This is a genomic window from Mesorhizobium sp. M1A.T.Ca.IN.004.03.1.1 (assembly GCF_003997555.1).
In the GTDB taxonomy this organism is placed as follows: Bacteria; Pseudomonadota; Alphaproteobacteria; order Rhizobiales; family Rhizobiaceae; genus Mesorhizobium.
On record NZ_RZTV01000005.1, the window covers coordinates 62816 to 79864 of the forward strand.

The 17049-nt window shown below is 64.2% G+C and carries 19 protein-coding genes and 1 tRNA gene; 11 read left to right on the plus strand and 9 right to left on the minus strand.

Going from position 1 to position 17049, the window contains the following annotated elements:
• The first annotated feature begins 105 nt into the window (after positions 1 to 105).
• The 6 genes from EOD29_RS17255 to EOD29_RS17280 all read left to right on the plus strand — a co-directional run bounded on the left by EOD29_RS17255 (position 106) and on the right by EOD29_RS17280 (position 5364).
• Positions 106 to 357, plus strand: coding sequence for a hypothetical protein (locus tag EOD29_RS17255; protein ID WP_095824172.1), 252 nt, complete (start codon positions 106 to 108; stop codon positions 355 to 357).
• A gap of 12 nt (positions 358 to 369) precedes the next feature.
• Entirely contained in the window at positions 370 to 1254 is an 885-nt protein-coding gene (gene pdxY, locus EOD29_RS17260; protein ID WP_095824173.1) for a pyridoxal kinase PdxY, read from the plus strand.
• Positions 1251 to 2018, plus strand: coding sequence for a DUF429 domain-containing protein (locus EOD29_RS17265; RefSeq protein ID WP_127247297.1), 768 nt, complete (start codon positions 1251 to 1253; stop codon positions 2016 to 2018). Before pdxY ends, EOD29_RS17265 begins: the two co-directional genes overlap by 4 nt.
• 140 nt (positions 2019 to 2158) lie before the next feature.
• The gene (locus EOD29_RS17270) at positions 2159 to 2800 is read left to right on the plus strand and encodes a carbonic anhydrase (RefSeq protein ID WP_067001427.1); all 642 of its coding nucleotides are present in this window, start codon (positions 2159 to 2161) and stop codon (positions 2798 to 2800) included.
• 10 nt (positions 2801 to 2810) lie between these two features.
• A complete protein-coding gene (locus EOD29_RS17275; protein ID WP_095799694.1) occupies positions 2811 to 3227 on the plus strand; it encodes a hypothetical protein in 417 nt (138 codons plus the stop codon).
• An 82-nt stretch (positions 3228 to 3309) separates the two neighbouring features.
• A complete protein-coding gene (locus EOD29_RS17280; RefSeq protein WP_127247530.1) occupies positions 3310 to 5364 on the plus strand; it encodes a M3 family metallopeptidase in 2055 nt (684 codons plus the stop codon).
• Between the two features lie 109 nt (positions 5365 to 5473).
• Here the strand turns inward: EOD29_RS17280 and EOD29_RS17285 are convergent, their stop codons facing one another.
• The 4 genes from EOD29_RS17285 to EOD29_RS17300 form a co-directional block, all read right to left on the minus strand.
• Positions 5474 to 7000 carry a M81 family metallopeptidase gene (locus tag EOD29_RS17285; protein WP_127247298.1) on the minus strand — a complete coding sequence of 509 codons (1527 nt, stop codon included), beginning with the start codon at positions 6998 to 7000 and terminating at the stop codon, positions 5474 to 5476.
• 79 nt (positions 7001 to 7079) lie between these two features.
• A complete protein-coding gene (locus tag EOD29_RS17290) occupies positions 7080 to 7907 on the minus strand; it encodes a carbohydrate ABC transporter permease (protein WP_067001418.1) in 828 nt (275 codons plus the stop codon).
• Positions 7904 to 8773: a sugar ABC transporter permease gene (locus EOD29_RS17295; RefSeq protein ID WP_127247531.1), complete on the minus strand. Its 870-nt coding sequence runs from the start codon at positions 8771 to 8773 to the stop codon at positions 7904 to 7906. The genes EOD29_RS17290 and EOD29_RS17295 overlap by 4 nt, the downstream gene beginning before the upstream one ends.
• 304 nt (positions 8774 to 9077) lie before the next feature.
• Positions 9078 to 10307: a sugar ABC transporter substrate-binding protein gene (locus tag EOD29_RS17300; protein ID WP_067002159.1), complete on the minus strand. Its 1230-nt coding sequence runs from the start codon at positions 10305 to 10307 to the stop codon at positions 9078 to 9080.
• 171 nt (positions 10308 to 10478) lie between these two features.
• Between EOD29_RS17300 and EOD29_RS17305 the strand changes: the two genes are divergently transcribed.
• Genes EOD29_RS17305 through EOD29_RS17315 form a run of 3 tightly spaced genes read left to right on the plus strand, consistent with a single transcriptional unit; the run spans position 10479 to position 13210 of the window.
• Complete coding sequence (locus EOD29_RS17305; protein WP_127247299.1) at positions 10479 to 11249, plus strand: SDR family oxidoreductase; 771 nt, start codon at positions 10479 to 10481, stop codon at positions 11247 to 11249.
• Positions 11250 to 11251: 2 nt separating this feature from the next.
• The gene (gene ugpC / locus EOD29_RS17310; protein WP_127247300.1) at positions 11252 to 12319 is read left to right on the plus strand and encodes a sn-glycerol-3-phosphate ABC transporter ATP-binding protein UgpC; all 1068 of its coding nucleotides are present in this window, start codon (positions 11252 to 11254) and stop codon (positions 12317 to 12319) included.
• A gap of 9 nt (positions 12320 to 12328) precedes the next feature.
• Positions 12329 to 13210, plus strand: a complete 882-nt coding sequence (locus tag EOD29_RS17315) for a MurR/RpiR family transcriptional regulator (protein WP_067001412.1) — start codon at positions 12329 to 12331, stop codon at positions 13208 to 13210.
• A gap of 106 nt (positions 13211 to 13316) precedes the next feature.
• Here EOD29_RS17315 and EOD29_RS17320 read toward each other — a convergent pair whose 3' ends face one another.
• Positions 13317 to 13628, minus strand: a complete 312-nt coding sequence (locus EOD29_RS17320; RefSeq protein ID WP_067323104.1) for a DUF167 family protein — start codon at positions 13626 to 13628, stop codon at positions 13317 to 13319.
• Positions 13629 to 13637: 9 nt separating this feature from the next.
• The gene (locus EOD29_RS17325) at positions 13638 to 13928 is read right to left on the minus strand and encodes a YggT family protein (protein WP_067002157.1); all 291 of its coding nucleotides are present in this window, start codon (positions 13926 to 13928) and stop codon (positions 13638 to 13640) included.
• Between the two features lie 140 nt (positions 13929 to 14068).
• On the opposite strand from EOD29_RS17325, the gene EOD29_RS17330 reads away from it, so the two are divergent.
• Positions 14069 to 14144, plus strand: a tRNA-Ala gene (locus tag EOD29_RS17330).
• A 37-nt stretch (positions 14145 to 14181) separates the two neighbouring features.
• On the opposite strand, the gene EOD29_RS17335 is transcribed toward EOD29_RS17330, so the two are convergent.
• The gene (locus tag EOD29_RS17335) at positions 14182 to 14517 is read right to left on the minus strand and encodes a hypothetical protein (protein ID WP_127247301.1); all 336 of its coding nucleotides are present in this window, start codon (positions 14515 to 14517) and stop codon (positions 14182 to 14184) included.
• A 275-nt stretch (positions 14518 to 14792) separates the two neighbouring features.
• On the opposite strand from EOD29_RS17335, the gene EOD29_RS17340 reads away from it, so the two are divergent.
• Positions 14793 to 14972 carry a hypothetical protein gene (locus EOD29_RS17340; protein WP_127247302.1) on the plus strand — a complete coding sequence of 60 codons (180 nt, stop codon included), beginning with the start codon at positions 14793 to 14795 and terminating at the stop codon, positions 14970 to 14972.
• A gap of 54 nt (positions 14973 to 15026) precedes the next feature.
• On the opposite strand, the gene EOD29_RS17345 is transcribed toward EOD29_RS17340, so the two are convergent.
• Together EOD29_RS17345 and EOD29_RS17350 are read right to left on the minus strand one after the other, a co-directional pair.
• Positions 15027 to 15515 carry a hypothetical protein gene (locus tag EOD29_RS17345; RefSeq protein WP_127247303.1) on the minus strand — a complete coding sequence of 163 codons (489 nt, stop codon included), beginning with the start codon at positions 15513 to 15515 and terminating at the stop codon, positions 15027 to 15029.
• A 125-nt stretch (positions 15516 to 15640) separates the two neighbouring features.
• Positions 15641 to 17035 carry a multicopper oxidase family protein gene (locus EOD29_RS17350; RefSeq protein ID WP_127247304.1) on the minus strand — a complete coding sequence of 465 codons (1395 nt, stop codon included), beginning with the start codon at positions 17033 to 17035 and terminating at the stop codon, positions 15641 to 15643.
• Between the last annotated feature and the right edge of the window lie 14 nt (positions 17036 to 17049).

A 17049-nucleotide genomic window follows, 5' to 3' on the forward strand; every position in this document is an offset into this window, starting at 1 on the left:
GCGCAAGAAAATGACCCGGTCGTGGCAGCGCTCTGATCTTGGCCGCTCGCCCCTGTGAATACGCGACCGAACAGGCTAAGCTCCGGGCCGGAAAGGACATTTGCCATGGCCGAGCGCCGGGACGACGAGAATGAATCGCGCCGCATCCTTGAGCGCGTGGCGCGCGAAACGACGCCGGGCGGCGCTTCCTTCGTCGCCCGCACCGCGAAGGACGCACGCGACCACGTGACCGCGGCGGATGCCGACCGGTCCGATCCGATCGAAGTTTGGGGCACCCGCATTGGCCGAACGCTCGGCCTCATCATCGCCATTGGGCTGTTGGTGTGGCTGGTGTATGCCGCCACGCAGAGTGGCTAGGAACCGAATTTCATGATTGCTGATAAAACCGACGCGCCGCGCGCGGTCATCGTCATCTCCAGTCATGTCGCCCGCGGCTCGGTCGGCAACCGCGCCGCGGTCTTCGCGCTGGAGACGCTGGGTTTCCCGGTTTGGGCGGTGCCGACCGTGATCCTGCCCTGGCACCCAGGCCACAGCCGCGCCACCCGCATCGTGCCGCCGCTCGATCAGTTCAAGGCGCTGATGGCCGACCTCGAGCGCGCGCCGTGGCTGGGCGAGGTGAGCGCGGTGCTCTCGGGCTATCTCGGTGAGGCCGGCCAGGCGGAGGCCGTCGCTTCGCTGGTTGCGGCCGTCAAGGCGAGGACGCCGGATGCCCTTTATGTCTGCGACCCGGTGATGGGCGATTCGGGCGGGCTCTATGTGCCGGAGCCGACGGCCGTCGCGCTGCGCGACAGGCTGATGCCGATCGCCGACATCGCCACGCCCAACCGCTACGAGCTCGAATGGATGGCCGGAGCGCCGCTGCCCGACATCAAATCGGTGACGGCGGCCGCCCTGCACGCCGGTCCCTCCACCATGCTGGTCACCTCGGCACCCTCGATGATGGCGGGCGGCACCGGTAACTTCCTCCTCGACGGCCGCCAGGCGCTGCTTGCCGAGCACCGCCTGATCGAGAAGCCGCCGAACGGGTTGGGCGACCTGACGGCCGCCGTCTATCTCGCCCGCATCCTTTCCGGCCAGCCGGCGGCGAAGGCGCTGCAGTCGACCACGGCCGCCGTCTACGAGATCCTGGCGCGCACGGCGAAACGCGGCGGCGACGAGCTGCAGCTCGAGACGGACGCGCAGAGCCTTTCGCATCCGATGGCGATGGTGCAGCTTCGCCATCTCCTTCATCCCGGGCGGGACAAGCGGGCGTGACGCCAGGCGGCGGCGTGCCGGCCGGCGTCGACGGCTGCAAGGCCGGCTGGATCGCCGTCCATCGCGAACATGGCGCGCCGCCATCGGCATCGGTCTTCGCGACTTTCGAGGCTCTGCTACACGCCCTGCCCGACTTCACGATCGCCGTCGACATGCCGATCGGCCTGCCTGATTTTTCCAACCGCGGCGGTCGCGGTCCGGAGGCGCTGGTGCGTCCGCTGCTCGGAGCACGGCAGTCGAGCGTCTTTGCCATACCATCGCGCGCGGCGCTCTACGCCGATACCGGCAACTTCACCACGGTCGAAGCCTGGTATGCCGCGCACCGGCGGGCGAGCGAGGTGGCGATGACGACTTCCAATCCGCCGCGCGGCGTTTCCATCCAGGCCTTCGGTATTTTTTCGAAGATTCGCGAGATCGACCAGCTGTTGATCGCGCGACCGGATTTGCGCGGCCGCATCTTCGAATCGCACCCAGAAGTCGCCTTCTGCCGGATGAACGGCGGCACCGCGATGATCTTGCCCAAGAAGATCAAGGGCACTATCAACCCGGCCGGCCTGGAGGAGCGCAAGGCGCTGCTTTGCCGGCAAGGCTACGACAAGACCTTCCTCGACCAGGCGCCGCCGAAGGGTGCCGCCGGCGACGACTTCCTCGACGCGGCCGCCATGATGCTGATCGCCGGCCGCATCGCCAGCGGCGAGGCGCGGCCCTCTCCCGATCCGCCGCTTACCGACCGGTTCGGCATTCAGGTCGCCATCTGGGCATGACCGATCGGGGCGGCCGGCATGCGTTTGCGGCGCCGCCATCCGCAATTCGGCATTGCCCGCGACCGGCTTTTGCCGCTAGAGGCTTTTTTCGATCGCAACGAGCTGCCGCCCCCAAACCCTCGGAAAGGCTCTAGCCGCCAATGCCTCACCTTCCCGAACATCTGCTGACCGGCTATCGCAACTTCATGAGCGGCCGCTATCCCGCCGAAAGCGACCGCTACCGCTCGCTGGCGCGCGAGGGCCAGGCGCCCGAGACCATGATCGTCGCCTGCTGCGATTCCCGCTCGGCCCCCGAAGCGATCTTCGATGCCGGGCCGGGCGAGCTCTTCGTGCTGCGCAATGTCGGCAATCTCGTGCCGCCCTATGAGCCGGACGGCGAGTTCCACTCGACCTCTGCCGCGCTCGAGTTCGCCGTGCAGAGCCTGAAGGTTAAGAACATCGTGGTGATGGGCCACGGCCGCTGCGGCGGCATCCGCGCCGCGCTCGATACCAATTTTGCGCCGCTGTCGCCCGGCGATTTCATCGGCAAATGGATGAGCCTGATCGCGCCGGCTGCCGAGACCGTCTCGTCCAGCACCTTCATGACGGCGACCGAGCGCCAGACGGCGCTGGAGCGCATCTCGATCCGCTATTCGATCGCCAATCTCAGGACATTCCCTTGCGTTTCGATCCTCGAGGGCAAGGGCAAGCTTACCCTGCACGGCGCCTGGTTCGACATCTCGACCGGCGAGCTCTGGGTGATGAACAAGGAGACCGGCGATTTCGAGCGGCCGGAGCTTTGATGGAGGGTTGATGGAGCGGATCTGGTGTAGGTTTTTCCTTGCGGCAGCGCTGCTGCTGTCCGCAACGATCAGCGCCAGCGCCGATGACAGCGCCGTCATCGATCGTTGGTATTCGGCACTCCTGGTCGCCGACCGAACCGAACTGTCCGAATTGCTTTCTGAAGAGGTGCACATGAAGCTCGACGATGTCGGCGTCGTCCAGGACAAGCAGGAATTCCTCGCTTCGATCGACGAATGGCAAGGCGCGGTTGCCGGCGCCGCCATCCGCCATCGCATCGAGAAGAGCGAAAAGGGCGAGACCACGGTGCTCGCCTGCTACGATTTCCCCGAGAACGACACGCTGATGCGCGAGACCTTCACCGTCGTCGGCGGCCGCATCACCGCCAGCACTCAGACGGCGGTCGCACAGGACTGCAGCGCCTACTGATCCTGTTGTTGCGCGGTGCCGAGCACCGCCCTACATCGGGATAACCCGCCTGCATTCAGCCCCACCAAAAGCGCCTATGGATTTGCCCATGTCAAAGACCGTCGACCTCGCCGCCCATCCGCTGACGCTTTGGCAAGGCCCGCTCGGCCTGCCCGATTTCACCCGCATCGGCGACAATGATTTCGGGCCGGTATTCGACGCGGCGCTGGCAGCGCACCAGGCTGAGATCGACGCGATCGCCGGCAACAGCGAGGCGGCAACGATCGAAAACACGCTGGCTGCACTTGAGCTCGCCGGCGAGCCGCTCGACCATGTCTCGTCGATCTTCTGGTGTCGGGCCGGCGCCCACACCAACGACACCATCCAGCAGCTGGAGCGCGAGATTTCGCCCAAGATGTCGCGGCACTTCTCCGCGATCTCGATGAACGAGAAGCTGTTTGCCCGCATCGACGACCTCTACCAGCGCCGCGACAGGCTGAGCCTCGATGCCGAGACGTTGCGTGTGCTGGAAAAGACCTGGAAAGGCTTCGTCCGCTCCGGTGCGAAGCTCGATGCGGAAGGCAAGAAGCGGCTGGCGGCAATCAACGAGGAACTCTCCTCGCTCGGCACCAAATTCGGCCAGAATGTGCTGGCCGACGAACGCGACTGGGCGCTGTTCCTCGACGAGGCTGATCTCGTCGGCCTGCCGGATTTCTTGAAGAGCTCGATGGCCAAGGCGGCCGAGATGCGTGGCCAGAAAGGTCGCTATGCGGTGACGCTGTCGCGCTCGATCTACGAGCCGTTCTCGACCTTCTCGGAGCGCCGCGACCTGCGCGAGATCGCCTTCCGCGCCTTCATCATGCGCGGCCAGAATGGTGGCGCCAGCGACAATACCGATGTGGTGCGCGACATGCTGAAGCTGCGCGCCGAGAAGGCGAGGCTGCTCGGCTATGAGTCTTTCGCGGCGCTTAAGCTCGACGACACGATGGCGAAGACGCCGAAGGCGGTGCACAACCTGCTCGATCCGGTTTGGGAAAAGGCGCTGGAAAAGGCGGCCGCCGATCAGAAGCAGCTGGAGCGGCTGGCCACCGAAGCCGGCAGCAACGAAAAATTCGCGGCATGGGACTGGCGCTTCTACCAGGAGAAGCTGCGCGCCGAGAAATTCGCCTTCGACGAGGCCGAGCTGAAGCCCTACCTGCAGCTCGAGCGCGTCATCGACGCCTGCTTCGACGTCGCGACCAAGCTGTTCGGCATCAGCTTCGAAGAGAAGAAGGGCATTGCCGCCTGGCATCCCGACGCGCGCGTCTTCGTGGTCAAGAACGCGGACGGCAGCGAGCGCGGCCTGTTTCTGGCGGATTACTTCGCGCGACCCTCGAAACGCTCCGGCGCCTGGATGAGCGCGCTGAAATCCGGCTACAAACTTGGGAAAGGCGCGAAGCCCGTCATCTACAACATCATGAACTTCGCCAAGCCGCCGGCCGGCGAGCAGGCCCTTCTCTCCGTCGACGAAGCAAAGACCCTGTTTCACGAATTCGGCCATGCGCTACATGGCATGCTGACCGACGTCACGTGGCCGTCGGTCTCCGGCACCTCGGTCAGCCGCGACTTCGTCGAACTGCCCTCGCAGCTGTATGAGCATTGGCTGACGGTGCCGGCGGTGCTGGAAAAGCATGCGCTGCACGTCAAGACCGGCAAGCCGATGCCGAAGGACCTGCTGGACAAGATGCTCGCCGCCCGCACCTTCGGCGCCGGCTTCGCCACGGTCGAGTTCACCGCCTCGGCGCTGATCGACATGGCTTATCACGCAAGGCCGGACGCGCCGGCCGAGCCGCTTCCGTTCGAGGCCGAAACGCTGGAAAAGCTGCATATGCCCAACACCATCGCCATGCGTCATCGCACCCCGCATTTCGGTCATATCTTCGCCGGCGAAGGTTATTCAGCCGCCTACTATTCCTACATGTGGTCGGAGGTGCTGGACGCCGACGCCTTTTCCGCCTTCGAGGAAACAGGCGATCCTTTCAACCCGGAACTGGCCGAGCGGCTGAGGAAGAACATCTACGCCGCCGGCGGAGCGAAGGATCCGGAAGAGCTTTACACGGCCTTCCGCGGCAAGATGCCTTCGCCCGAGGCGATGATGGTGAAAAGAGGGTTGGTGTAGCGCGCCCCTCCCTTCTCCCCATGTGGGAGAAGGTGGATCGGCGCGGAGCGCCGAGACGGATGAGGGGTGTTCCAGCGGAGTGAGACGTCAGCATTCCTTGGAGCACCCCTCATCCGTCGCCTGCGGCGACACCTTCTCCCACAGGGGGAGAAGGAGGAGCCTCATCCTTCCACGGATCCTTCACCCTCGGCCATATCGGCCTCGTCAGCTTCCTGTAATCCGTCGCCGCCGGATTGCTGGGATAAGAACTCGGCGCCGCGACATAGATGACCTCGGCGGCAATCGGCGCGAAGCCGGCGTAGAAATGGTTGGTCGACTTGATCAGCAGGATGTCCTTCGACATCGGATCGACGCCGATATTGGAAAAGATGTCCGGCTCGAAGGTCTGCGTGCGGTTGGTGTTTAGGATGACGTCGACCTCGGTGCCCTCGATGCGAACCACCGCAGCCGGCCCGAGCGTCACCCGGCTCGGCCCGAAGCTTTGCCAGCCCTCGCTGACGGCCTTGAGCACCGTGACGCGCGCGTCGATCGGCTCGCCCGCCTGCGGCCCGGCCTTGCCGCCGAAGCGCAGGTCGATGACGGCGCCATCGCCGGCCGCCTGGCAGAAGGTCACCGCGATCGGATCCCAGATCGTGGCGACGCCGACACTGTCGATCCCGCGCGCCAGCAATTCGGAGAGCACGATGGTGCCGTCGCCCGGCACGCCGCCGCCCGGATTGTCCCAGATATCGGCGATCACGACCGGCTTGTCCTTCTGTGCCGCACGCACGGCAAGCGCCCGCTCGATGCCGGCGGAGGCGGAGAGCATCGTCATCGCCGTCTTTTCGCGCAGCGCATAGAGCTCGCGTCCCAGCGTCTCGGCAAGCTTCTCGCCCTTTTCCTTGTCGTTGTCGGTGATGACCAGGATTCGCGTGCCCATTTCCGGCACGTCGGCGGCCATGAAACCGTGGATGACCGAGACCGACAGCACGCCGTCCTTGCCGTGCAGCGCTTTGATCTTGTCGACGAAGGAGCGCATCGGCTCGCGGCTGGTCGGCAGCACCTGGATCATGCGGCAGTCGAAGGTCGAGATCACCGGCTTGATTTCGCCCCGCGCCGCGGCAAGGCCGAGCTCGACCACATGCTCGCCGCGCTCGTAGAAATCGGTGTGCGGGAATTCGAGGAAATAGGCCATGATGTCGGAGGCCGCGACGCGCTTGGGCGTCAGATGGCTGTGCGGATCGAATTCCGAGGCGATCACCACCTTCGGCCCGACGATAGCGCGCACACGCTCCAGCAGGTCGCCCTCGCAGTCGTCATAACCCTGCGCCACCATCGCGCCGTGCAGGCCGAGGATCACCGCATCGACCGGCAGGGCGGCATTGAGCTGGTCGAGGATCTCGTCGCGCAGCGCCTCAAAAGCCTGCCGCTGCACCAGCCCGCCGGGCTCCGCCCAGGTGGCGGTGCCTTCGATGACGGTCAGGCCTTCGCTGGCCGCACGCCGGCGCAGCGCCACGATCGGCGAGGAGCACAGCGTCGGCGTCTCCGGATGTTTTCCCGGGCCGGCATAGAAGGCCATCTCGAACGAGGCCCGGTCGGTCGGCACCGGCGAGAAGGTGTTGGTTTCCGTCGCCAGGGAGGCGGTGAAGATGCGCATCAAAACTCCGTGGACTATTTGTTTTTGGCAATTCCGGACGGAAAACCGCTCCACAGTTTTCCTGGAATTGCCGGGATTGCTATTTCACCGCTCCTAATGCCAGCCCGCGGACCAGGTAGCGCTGGAGCCAGATGAAGAGGATCGCCACCGGCAGCGTCGCCAGCAGCGTGGCCGCCATGACGTGGTGCCATTCGATCGTGTAGCGGCCGGCGACCAGCGAGAAAACCTGGATCGGCAACGTGTAGCTTTCCTGGCTGCGCAACATGGTGAGCGCCACGACGAACTCGTTCCAGGCGTTGATGAAGGTGAAGATCGCCGTCACAGCGATTGCCGGCAGGCAAAGCGGCAGGAACACTTTTCGCAGCGTCAGCCAGCGGCCGGCTCCCTCCATCCAGGCCGCCTCCTCGAGGTCGCGCGGAATGGTGTCGAAATAGCTCTGCAGCATCCAGACGGTGAAGGCGACGTTGAAGGCCATGTAGATGAAGCCGAGTGCCGTCGTGCTCTCGACCAGCCCCCAGGCGGCCATCAGCCTGAACAGGCCAAGCACCAGCACGATCGGCGAGATCATCTGCGAGATCAGCAGGAACTGGCGGAAGGCGCCATAACCGGCAAAGCGGAAGCGCGACATGGCATAGGCCGCCGGCACCGAGATCAGGATGGCGCCGATCGTGGCGAGCGCCGAGACATAGAGCGAATTGAGAAGCGCCTGGCCGAAACCGGTCGCCACCCACATATCGGCGAAATTCGACCAGCGGAATTCGCTCGGCCACCATGTTGGCGTCAGCACTTCGGTCCGCGGCTTGACCGCGGTGAGGAACATCACCGCGAAGGGGAAGATCGTCACCACGATCAATGGCGCAAGCAGCAGCCAGGCGATGATCGAGCGTTTCAGCTTGCCGTTTCTCATGCGCGTTGCTCCCGCATGGCGAGCCGCACATAGATCATGGTGAAGATGAGCAGGATGACGAACATCACCAGCGACACCGCCGAAGCCTCGCCCAGCTTGCCGATGCGGAAGGCGAGCTTGTAGAGATGGGTGACCAATATGTCGGTGGAGTTCGCCGGTCCCCCTTGAGTCATCACCCAGATGATCGGGAAGGAGTTGAAGACGTAGATCGTGTTGAGCACGATCGCGATGTTGATGAACGGTTCTAGGAGCGGAAAGGTGATCTCGCGGAACTGCTGTAAGGGGGTCGCGCCCTCCAGCGCCGCGGCTTCGTAGAGATCGTCGGGGATCGACGACAGGCCGCCGAGGAAGATCGTGGTGGTGAACGGCACCGTCACCAGTATGCCGATCAGCACCTGCATCGGGAAGGCGGTCTCGGCGCTCGCCAGCCACTGGATGTTCTGGCTGACTAGGCCGAGCTTCATCAGCCCCGAGTTCAGCATGCCGCTTTCGCCGTTGAGCGCCCAGCGCCATACCACCGCCGTCATGGTGAGCGACACCGCCCAGGGCAGCATGATGATGACGCGGGCCAGCCCACGGCCGTAGAAGTCGGTATTGAGTATGATCGCCACCGGGATCGACAAGAGCAGCGCCCCGCCGACCACCAGCACGGTCCATAGGCCGGTGCGCCACAGGGCGGCGACAAAATCGGGATCGGCAGCAAGCGCCCGGAAATTGGCCAGGCCGCTGAAGTCGCGCAGCTGGCCAAAGCGATTCACGTCATGCGTCGAGATCTGCACGAGATCCCAGACGGGCCAGAAGATCACCACCGCCGCCAGCAAAAGGCTGGGAAGCGTCAGCAGATAGGGCACGATACGGCTTTGCATCGGCTGGCTTGCACCGCGTTGCGGGTAGATGGCAGTGGCATTGGTGCTCAAGGCACGTCCCCGCATTGGAATTTCGCTGGCCTGCCGGCTTGGCTGTCGTTCTTCCTGGGCAATTGCTTCAGGATTTGCATTCCTCGCCGGCGTTTGAGCCGACATCGATGATTGTCCTTGTCTGAACCGATTGCCCGGTCGTTTTTCCGCAATCCGACAGAAAACCGCGCCCGTTTTCCTGCGATTGCCAAGCCGGAGAGATGTGGCGCGCCCCGACGGGGTGGGGCGCGCCACGGGCGCAGGGAGATACGCCCTATTTCTTCAGTACGCCGTTGGCCTTGTCTGCCGCCTCCTTCAAAGCGGCCTCCGGCTCGGCGCTGCCGAGATAGATCTTCTGCATGGCGTCGGAAGTGATCTGGGCGATTTCTTCCCAGCCCGGGATGACCGGCGCGAAGCGAGCGTCGGGCAACAGCGCGGTGAAGGCGGCGAGGTCGGCGTTGTTGACGTAATAGTCCATCTTCGCCTCTTCCTTGTTCACGGGCAGGAAGCCTTCGCCTTGCGTGAACTTGGCGCGCTGCTCCTTGGTGAACAGGAAGTCGAGCAGCTTCCAGGCCTCGTCCTTGTTCTTGGAGTTCTTGAACATGATTATGGAATCGGTGACGCCATAGGTGCCGCGCGCGCCGGTCGGCCCGGCCGGAATGGCGGCGACGCCGTATTTCAGGCTCGGCGCCTCTTCCTTGATCTGGTTGGAGAGGAATGGCGCGGTGATCATCATGCCGACCTTGCCCTGCTTGAACAGGTTCTGCACGTCCTCGCGGTTGTTGGAGGTCACGCCAGGCTCGGTCAGGCCCTCGTCGATCATCGACTTGTAAAGCTTGGCCGCTTCAAGCGCGCCCGGCGTGCTCAGGCCCGACGTGCCGTCCTTGTTGAGGATCTCGGTGCCGAATGACCACATCGCGTAGTAGTAATAGACGTCCGTCTCGATCTCCTTGCCTTGCAGGCCGTAGCCGAAGGCGCCGACCGCCTTGATCTTGCGCGCGTCCTCCTGCAACTCGGTCCAGGTTGCCGGCGGCTTGGCTATGCCGGCCTTCTCGAACAGCTCCTTGTTGTAATACATGGCACGCGCCGAGGCGGCGATCGGCAGGCCATAGGTATGGCCGTTCATGATCGAGGGCTGCAGGAAGGTATCTATGAAGCGGTCCTTGAACTCGGGCTTGATGTAGCTGTCGAGCGGCTCGGCGACGTCTTGCTGCACGAAGTCGATCAGCCAGCGCGTGCCGATGATCGACAGATCGGCATTGGTGCCGGCAGTGATGTCGGTGGTCAGCTTCTGTAGCAGCACGTCCCACGGCACCACTTCATATTTGATGGTAATGCCGGGATTGGCCGCCTCGAACTCCTTCTTCACCTCTTCGAAATAGGGGCCGGTCTTGGCGCTGTATTCGGCGACGGTGACGCGCACCTCGCCCGCATCGGCGGGCGCGGCAAGCGCCAGCATGCTCATTCCGGCCAACAGGCCGACAGTCCATTTCGCAAGGCTCATCTGATCTCCTCCCGTGATGCGCATTCGCGCCTGGCCCGGCGGGCACAGGATTTATGTTACTTTCCTACATTATCGACGTTTTTTGGGGAAGCAAGCGGTTTATCATGTTGCTTAATTACATTTCGTTGAGTAGCGTTCTCTCCCTGTCGGAAGTGGCGAGGAGCACTGATCGTGGCGTCGCAGGGCGATTTCGAGGGCAAGACAATTGTCGTCACCGGCGCCGGCGGCGGTCTTGGCTCGGCGATCGTGGCGCTGATGGCCGAGCGCGGCGGCCGCATCGTCGGCTGCGACCAGTCGGCCGAGGCGCTGACCAGCCCGTACATCGCCTCGTGCCACGTTTTCAACCTGCTCGACCGCACCTCGATCGAAGCGGCGATCTCAAGCCTGCTCGACAAGGACGGCGTGCCGGATATCCTTGTCAACAATGCCGGCTGGACGCGCGCCGAGACGCTGAAAGCGTTGACGCCGGACAGAATAGAACAGGAGCTCGACCTCAACCTCGCCGGCGTGATGAGTTTCGCCGATCCGCTGGTCAAGGCGATGGCCGCGCGCGGCTGGGGCAGCGTCGTCTTCATCTCCTCGGTCAACGCCATCGCGCATTTCGGCAATCCGGCCTATGCCGCCGCCAAGGCCGGCATCAACGCTTACGCCAAGTCGATCGCCGTCGAACTTGGCCGCAGCGGCGTGCGCGCCAACGTCGTCTGCCCTGGCTCGATCCGCACCGCCGCCTGGGATCATCGCCTGGCTAAGGATCCCGAGATCCTCGGCCGGCTGAAGCGGCTCTATCCGCTCGGCCGCATCGTGAATGCGTCGGAAGTGGCCGAGGCCGTGGCTTTCCTTGCTTCCGACCGCGCATCCGGCATAACGGGCGCCGTGGTGCCGGTGGACGCCGGACTGACAGCCGGCTACCTGCCTTTCATCGATGACATTTTGGGAGCGTGACCATGACCGATGTCCAGTTTCGCAACCTGTCGAAATCCTTCGGCCAGCATAAAATCCTCGAGGACATCAACCTCGAGATCAAGAGCGGCGAGTTCGTCGTGCTGGTTGGTCCGTCCGGCTGCGGTAAGTCCACGCTCCTGCGCATGCTGGCCGGGCTGGAGACGATCTCCTCCGGTGATCTCGTGATCGGCGGCACCCGTGCCAACGACCTGCCGCCGCAGAAGCGCAACATCGCCATGGTCTTCCAGTCCTATGCCCTGTTCCCGCATCTGAGGGCCGCCGACAATATCGGCTTCGGCCCGAAGATCCGCGGCGAGACGCGTGCCGCGATCGACGACAAGGTGAAGAAAGCGTCCGGCGTGCTCAACCTCTTCTCCTATCTCGACCGCTATCCCAGGCAGTTGTCCGGCGGCCAGCGTCAGCGCGTCGCCATGGGCCGCGCCATCGTGCGTGAGCCCTCCGTCTTTCTGTTCGATGAGCCGCTCTCCAATCTCGACGCGCAGTTGCGCGTGCAGATGCGCACCGAGATCAAGGCGCTGCACCAGCGGCTGAAATCGACCATCGTCTACGTCACCCACGACCAGATCGAGGCCATGACCATGGCCGACCGCATCGTCGTGATGGATCGTGGCCGCATCCAACAGGTCGGACAGCCGCTCGAACTCTACGACCGGCCGGCCAACAAGTTCGTCGCCGGCTTCATCGGCTCGCCGTCGATGAGTTTTGTTTCCGGCGCGCTGAAGACCGCCGACGCCAAGTCCTGGTTCGAGACCAAAGGCGGCGGCCGGCTGGCGCTTGCCGGCAAGACAGCGTCCGGCGGCGACACGGTCGAGGCGGGCATCCGCCCCGAGCATTTCATCATCGGCGCGCGTGACGATGCCATCGCCATCGACGTCGACGTGGTCGAGCCGACCGGCTCAGAGACCCATGTCTATGGCTCGATCGGCGACGACACGGTACGCGCCGTGTTCCACGACCGGCTGCAGGTGAAGCCGGGTGACCGGCTGCCAGTGAGCGTCGACCCGCGCAACATCCATCTCTTCGACAAGGCGACGGGCCTGCCGCTGTGAGATGAAAGGATGAAGACCCCGGCCGACATCATCACCCGCCTGCAACTGATGTCGCAGGACGGCACCAAATCGGACCGCCGGCTGGCCGGCTTGGTGCTTTCCGATCTCGATTTCGCCTCCAAGGCAGCGATTTCGGAGATTGCCGCGCGTGTCGGCGTCAGCGAGCCGACCGTCACCCGCTTCTGCCGCAATCTCGGCTGCGAGGGCCTGCGCGATTTCAAATTCTATTTGGCGCAGGCGATCGCCATCGGCGGTCAGTACCTGTCGCCGGAACCGCTCAGCCGCGACGCGCGGGAGCAGCGCATCGCTTCCGCCATTACCGAGGCAGCGGTCGCCGCCATCCAGCGCGCCAGCGAAAATCTCGACATGACCACGCTGATGGCTGTCGGCGCCCGCATCGCCGGTTCCGGCAATGTGCTGTGCATCGGCTCCGGCGGCATCTCCTCGATGATGGCGACGGAGATGCAAAATCGGCTGTTCCGGCTGGGCCTCTCGGCGCTCGCCCAGGTCGACGGCCAGTTACAGCGCATGTATGCGGCGGTCGCGACACCGGAGACGACGCTGGTCGCCTTCTCGGTCTCGGGCTATGCCCGCTCGGTCATCGAGGCGGTCGAGGTCGCGCAGCAATATGGGGCAGCCACCGTCGCCATCACCGCGCCCGATTCGGCTTTGGCCAAGGTCGCCGACACGGTTATCCAGCTGCAGTCTTTCGAGGACGGCAATATCTACAAGCCGACCTCGTCGCGCTACGCACTGCTTGCCATTCTCGACATGATCGCCACCACGGTGGCGGAATCGCGCGGGCCGAAGGTGCTGGAGAACCTGCGCCGCATCAAGCAGAGCGTGAACACGCTGAAGGTCGACGATCCGAAGCTGCCGCTGGGAGATTGAAGCGCCGGCGCTGAACTGCCGATCTCCCCCGAGTAGGAACCCAAGCGGGGGGAATGTCCGGCAGGACAGAGGCGGGCGCCGGCCCGCCCTGCCTCTCAAGTTTGGATTACCCGGAAAGCGCCTCGACGCGCTTCGCCAGCTCAGCCGCATCACCCCAGATCCGCAGCGTCTTAAGCCGGAACGTGCCTCCGGCCACCACCGAAACCGCCGATCCCGGCACGCCAAGCGCCTTCGCCACCATCCGCTCCAGCGCCGTATTGGCGGCGCCGTTCTCCGGCACCGCGCGCACACGCGCCTTGAGATGGCTGCGCCCGTCGGCGGCCATCTCAATGCCTTCGATCCGATCCACTGCCGCCTTCGGCGTCAGCCGCACGAAAAGGTCGATGCCGTCGTCGCGCGGACGGAACGGCGAGGCCATGGATCGGCCTTAAGCGACCCAGGAGAAGACGGTGGTGATCAAAAACTGGCGGATGAAGAAGATGATCAAAAGAAGAATGATCGGCGAGATGTCGATGCCGCCAAGATCGGGCATGTAGCGGCGGATCGGCCGCAGCGCCGGCTCGGTCAGACGGTAAAGCATATTGCCGACGGTGCCGACAAACTGGTTGCGCGAGTTGACGACGTTGAAGGCATAGAGCCAGGAAAAGATCGCCGAGGCGATGATGATCCACCAGTAGATATCAAGCGCCATGACGATGGTTTGAATAAGGGCGATCATGCCGGTCTCCAAATTGTCGCCGACATGTAGCCATTGCGCGCGGAACCGGCAAGGCCCGGCCGTTTCGGCGCTCGATGCCGGGCAGCCGTTTCGCCTTGACATCAAACCGCCGCGACCGATACAAGCCGATCCGCTGGAACGGGGCTGTAGCTCAGCTGGGAGAGCGCATCGTTCGCAATGATGAGGTCAGGGGTTCGATCCCCCTCAGCTCCACCAGCCGAAAGCAGGGGCGGGCTCTGGGCCCGCCAGTCGCTCAATCATCCCAATCGTCCCAATTGTCTTCATCCTGCCGCGGATAGCCGGGGATGACGCGGACAATCGGCCGCTGGCGCTCGTAGCGCCAGTAATACTCGTCCGACGGCTGCGGCTCGTAGGTGCGATAGACCGGCCGGTAGTGCCGCTCGCGCTTCCAATGCTTGTGCTTCTTGTGCGGGCGCACGCAATAGCCGTCTTCCGTCAGGTACGCGCATGTCACATGCGCCTGCTGCACGAGGCCGTCTCCAGCCGGGATCCCGATCATCGGCGCCGCCTGAACCGCGGGCGCCAGCGCCAGCATGGTGCCGGCAAGGGTAAGGACGGACAATTTCATCGACCTCTCCATCGTCTCGAATTGGGCGGCCGAAAGACCTTCGGATTCAGGACGATTTGCGGCGACCAGCATCACTTTTCTTTCCCGCCGCACATATGAGCGTCAGATCATGTTTCCACTAGCATCCTGCGTCCTGCACGCCGGCCTGCTCTGTTTCCAGGTCACGAAATGGCAACGAGAAGCCATCTTCCGCGTCATTCCCACGAAACAGACGGGGCGCATTGGGTTGGGCGTCCCGCCGCCGACATATCCGCCATCTCAACGGAGAAGTACCAATGTCAGTGGTGGGAATCCTGCTCCATCTCGGCCGTGCCATCATCCATGCGCACAACAACGCCAAGGTCAGGAACCTGATGGACGCCTCGCCGCCCGAAACCCGCATAAACATGGGCCGGCAAATTTCACCCGGCGCCTCCGAAAAAGAGCCCGGCGCCATTCATCCCGGCGGACGCTAATACAGCTCCAGGATAAGTGCGAATTGGACGCTCCGCGTGGCCGGTATTGCCCGATCATCTGGAGACCGCCGTCGCTTTGCGCTGTCGCGCATAGGCCACGCAGGCGTCCACCGTGCTGACGCAGAGCGCATCGATGCTGTTGGGCAAATTGTTGTCGCCGGCATAGGTCACTTCCGCGACACGGCCGCCGAGCATGCGAATCTGCGTGTTGCAATAGCCGCCGGGCGCGACGTTGACGGACCCTCCAACCGCGGGGATAGCGCCCAGGGCCATAGTCGGCACCGCGATGTTGAGATTGCCGCGCTGCACGCTGCGCTGATAGGTCCAGATCTGGCCGGAAGGTCCCACATCGGCGGTCGCGGTCGGAAAGCCGGCGCACATGCGAACATCGGCCTCGCTGAGGCCGACCATTTCCCGGCGGGCGGCCGCCGTGGTGGCATCCTCTTTCGCGACCCGCGACGTATCGTCGGGGATGACGCAGGACGACAGAATGGAGATGCCTGCCGCAACAAGGGCAAGTTTTCGAATGCGCAAAGATGTCATGCCGTCGGTCGGAGTTGCGTGCCGCCCCAGCGCCTCTTGGCTACCTAGGCAAGCGGGCAAGGGCGTCAACCCGTCGAGGTCCGCGAATTCCCGTCAAAGGCGAGGGCGCCTACCGCTCCATGCGCTCACGCTACGCGCAAATAGCTCGTCATGCCCGTCTTCTGGTGCTCGATGATGTGGCAGTGGAGCAGCCAGTCGCCGGGGTTGTCAGCGACAAAGCCCAGCTGCACCTTCTCGTCGGGCTGGATCAGATAGGTGTCGGAGATAAGCGGCTGGACCGCGCGCGTCGAGGACGACAGCACCTTGAAGCTCATGCCGTGCAGGTGGATCGGGTGCGCGTGCGGCGTCAGGTTTTCCATGTCGATGATGTAGCTTTGGCCGAGTTTCAGCTCGGCCAGCGGCGCGGTCGGGTCCGGCGTGTCGCCCGGCCACGGCACCTTGTTGATCGCCCAGAAACTATAGCCGAGCGACCCACAGATGCTGTCGGCCGCGACATTTTCGGCCGTGGCGCTCAGCGCCAGCGGAATGCGCCTCGCGGCGGCGACGTCCACCTCCGCCACCGGATTGGGCTCGAGCGGGCCGAGATCGCGAAGATCGCGCTTGAGCGATTGGCCGACCGCACGCAGTGTCGCCAGAACCTTTGGCTTCGTGCCCCTGACATCCCGCAGGCTGACGATCGCGCCTTCGTCGTCGGGCATGCGGATGGCAAGCTCCAGCCGTTGTCCGGGCCCGAGCTGCAGGGCGTCGGGCGCAAAGCGCTGCGGCACCGGATTGCCGTCGAGCGCGATGACGGCGGCCTCGGCGCCGTCGACGCGGAAGCCATAGATGCGCGTGACGTCGGTGATGGCGGCCCGCAGCCGCACCAGCCCGCCGGCTGGCGCGTCATATTGCGGCTGGTCGAGCCAGTTGGCCGTGCGCACCGTGCCATAGGTGCCGCTGCGCGCCGCATCGCGCGGCCGGAACTGCGCGATGAACTGGCCGTCATCGCCGAGGCGCCAGTCGCGCAGATTGAGCGCCACTTCGGCATCGAAGGCAGGATCGTTCGGGTTTTCCACCACGATGACGCCGGTCAGCCCATGGCCCATCTGTTCCAGCGTATTGCAATGCGGGTGATACCAGAAAGTGCCGGCGTCTGGCGGCGCGAAGGCGTAGTCGAAATGATCGCCCTGATACACATAGGGCTGGATCATGAACGGCACGCCGTCCATCTTGTTGGGAACGCGGATGCCATGCCAATGGATGGTCGTCGGGTCGTCGATGCCGTTGACGAGCCGCGCAGCGAATGGCTTGCCTTTCTTCATCCTGATGACCGGCGGCGGGCCGGCCTCGCCATAGGTCAGGACATTCTTCGTTGGCGCGCCGGCCATCAACTGCGCTGCAATCCCTGCCGTCTTCAAGATCAGCGGTTCGGGTTTCGCCGCCGCCCAACCGGCAAACTTGCCGGCGGTCGAGAGGCCGATGCCGGCCGCGCCGGCCGCCGCGGCGCCCTGCAGGAGTTTGCGGCGTGTGAGGACCGACATTGAGAATCCGAAAT